General features: G+C 54.0%; 4 protein-coding genes. All 4 read right to left on the minus strand.

Going from position 1 to position 3145, the window contains the following annotated elements; translation table 11 throughout:
- Window positions 1–284 precede the first annotated feature (284 nt).
- Complete coding sequence (locus A9Z05_RS33795; protein ID WP_218077837.1) at window positions 285–836, minus strand: hypothetical protein; 552 nt, start codon at window positions 834–836, stop codon at window positions 285–287.
- Between the two features lie 181 nt (window positions 837–1017).
- Window positions 1018–1578, minus strand: a complete 561-nt coding sequence (locus A9Z05_RS33800) for a hypothetical protein (protein WP_141723546.1) — start codon at window positions 1576–1578, stop codon at window positions 1018–1020.
- A gap of 11 nt (window positions 1579–1589) precedes the next feature.
- Entirely contained in the window at window positions 1590–2105 is a 516-nt protein-coding gene (locus A9Z05_RS33805; protein WP_069621843.1) for a CS1 type fimbrial major subunit, read from the minus strand.
- A gap of 536 nt (window positions 2106–2641) precedes the next feature.
- On the minus strand, window positions 2642–3145 hold a 504-nt coding region (locus A9Z05_RS33810; RefSeq protein ID WP_218077838.1), incomplete at its 5' end, for a hypothetical protein.

Genomic DNA, 3145 nt, shown 5'->3' on the forward strand with positions numbered 1-3145 from the left:
AATCAGACAACTCTTATTTGCGCACTGCCGATGAAGACGGGATCACTAACGACGCCATCGCCACCGCTCCTCGCGGATTTCGCGATGGTCATCGACTAACGGTTACACACATGGATTGATGATCTGCCGCCCGGTTTTAGTCCGAGCGGAAGTTGAATTCCGAGGCTAAAGGTTACTGCTTCGCGTCGTGCGCCCGCGTGAACTGCGAAGACGTCAAAGAGCGGCCTCACCGACGAACAAGCCATATACACTAAACTTCATGGCCTATCGCACTTACAACTCCCTTAGCCTTCGAGATCCGTCTCAAAGATCGCAAACACAGTTCCGGTATGCGGAACGCCCCTTTTTATTTTCGCGCTATCCCCAAGCAAAGCAGTCAGAACCAATTTTATTTGAGCACCTTTTGCAGCATGGTCTTTACTTGCGATCTCCAATTTATCCCTGTCGGCCCATATTAAATCCTGCTTGCCGGGAATGGACACCTGCCGCAACAAACCGACCCTCGATTTTCCATCGTTGCTCTGGAGATACCAGTCGTCTTTAGAATTCGCCTTTTGCTCCCCCGAAAGCAACCACGCCTTCATATGAATAGCACCATAGCTACTTTTTACCAGGAATGGGAGTTCTTTTTTAACTTGCATCTGATCATCCCACTCCTCCGGAATGTCGAACCTGGCCTCCTCACCATTTTCCCAACCGACTGACTTTACTTCAAAGACATTCGGCAGCGGAACTTTACCGGCGAATTGAACGTTGAAATCGATCGGGTTCGGATCTGCGGCATACGCCGACATTACACATGCACTGGCAACAATTGCCACAACGAGCCTTTTCATCATGCTGAACAATTGACACTTGCAGTAAGTTGTTTGGATCATTCAAGTTAATGCGATAGCGGCACGCATTGGTCATTTAACCGGCGCCTGCGAAAAGACGGACTCGCCCCGACTTACAGGGACGAATCCGTCGTCGTGCGCTGGCGGGGAGCACCACACATGCACGAGCGAAAGCACTATCTTAATCCTCGATGCCGGTCTCGAAGGTCGCAGTCATCGAGCCAGTGTAGGTGCCGCTACGTGGCGTGCCACCAGGCGCGTGAAGACGCAAACGGAGCTTGGCCTTGCCGCCTGTTGCAGCAGATTCAGCTGACAAGACCTCCAACGCATCCTTATGATTCACCGCATTCCAGCTCGACCAATAACCCGTCGTCGACAAGAGTACGGCCCCGTGAAACTCGATAGAGTCACCGTTGTCATGTACGAGCACCCCAACGTTTTTCGCCGGCACTTCATTCTCCGACAGCGGAGACTCGAGCCTGATACGAACGGGCCCATAGGTGCTCTTCACATTCCAATGGACCTCCCCCGACTTCTGCGTGCTCGCGCCATCCCAGTCGATTGGCGCGGTCATCGCTATGTTCGAGCCATCCCACAACGTAGTGTCGTGAGTGACATCAAATACGCTCGGCACCGGGACTTTACCGGCGAGTTGGACGTTGAGACCAATCGGATCCGGATTTGCCGCATACACCGACATTGCACATGCACCGGCCGCAATTGCCAATACCAGCTTTTTCACCGCATTCCTCCTTACCCGTCGACCTTAGTCTCAAACATCAGCGACACCGTGCCCGTATAGTCACCCGCCACCAGGCTATCCTTCATCGCATCGCTCGCTTCCCCCGGCATGATCTCCACTTCGATCGACTTGCCGTTCTTCGCTTCGTCCTTCGTCACAACCTCGACGGGATCAACGCCGACATCCTTGCCGCCGACCTTGACACCCAACTTGAAGAACGCGTCATCTTTCTTTTCGTGGCTGAGCTTTGGATCATCGGAGGTCGAGAACTTGACCTGCACGTTGCCTACCCCGCTTTTCGCAAGCACGCTCTTCTTCTTCGAATCGAACTTCTTTTCGGCCTCGTTCCAATCGAGCTTCAGCGGCTCGGCGCTGTTCCAGCCCTCCTCCTTGATCTCGAAGCCGCCCGCCACCGGCACCTCGGCGCTCAGCTTGATCTCAAAGGACTGCTCCTTGACTTCTGCGTGCGCGGTACCGGCAATTGCGACCGCGCCCAGCAGACACGCACGAACGATTGATTGATGCATACATACTCCACGAATGATTAATAGGGGCAGCGCAATAGGATGCGCACGCCAATCACATTTTCTGCCTCTGGTCAGCCCGACCCAATCAGACAACTCATATCTTGTGCGCTGTCGATGAATATAGGATCGCTTAGAGCTGCTAACACAAACGAGACGCAAAACCCTGAACGTCATATTATTGCGGCACGGTCAGACGCAAAATCAGTAACTAGTTATGGGCGGCAATAGAGCCGCCGATTCCGGTGTTCAGGCCTTCACCCAAAGGTGGTCGCCGACGCAGCGCAGCATTGAACGGCATCCTGCATGTCTTGCATCGACATCAGTGACGATAGAAACGAAAGAAACATGACCCTCTCTAATTCTTGCGACGGCGACATCTAACAATCGCGAGACGAAGCCCACAAGACCCATTTTCGAAGATGCGCCAACCCAATTGAGCGACGCAGAGAGTCGCGAGCTTCAGAGAAAATCCCTCTCCACCACCAAATTGGCGCAGAGGGATAAAGGTCTCGCCCGTGCCGAGGCACGGGCCAAAGTCACTCCTCAAACCCGGTCTCGAAGACCACTGGAAACGTTCCGCTGTATGATCCGGGGCGCGGCGCTCCATCAAGCTTTACCCACAGTGCCAACCTGGCCAGTCCGCCCGTCCTCGCTACCTCTGCATCAACAACCTCGCGCCAAGTCCCCACTTTATAGGGGCCTACGAAGCCGTTACTATTGTTGAGCGTCGAGACGTTCCAGCGGATCGGCATGGCGTCGCCAGTAACGTTTTCAATAGATGCCTCCTCATTCAAGTTGCCGGCCAGCATGCGGACTCCACCATAGCTGCTGCGCACCTTCCAGCTCAGCTCAACTTTTGACGATTCGCCCTTCGTCCACCCATCCGGATGCGTAAAGACAACGTTATCCAAATCTCCGCTGTTCACCGTAACATCAAAGAAATCCTGCGAGGGCACCTCGCCTTTGATCTGAACATTGAGATTGATCGGGTCCGGATTTGCCGCGTACACCGACATAGCACACGCACTCGCTGCAACTGC

This window comes from Burkholderia sp. A2 (assembly GCF_001729305.1).
GTDB lineage: Bacteria > Pseudomonadota > Gammaproteobacteria > Burkholderiales > Burkholderiaceae > Burkholderia > Burkholderia sola.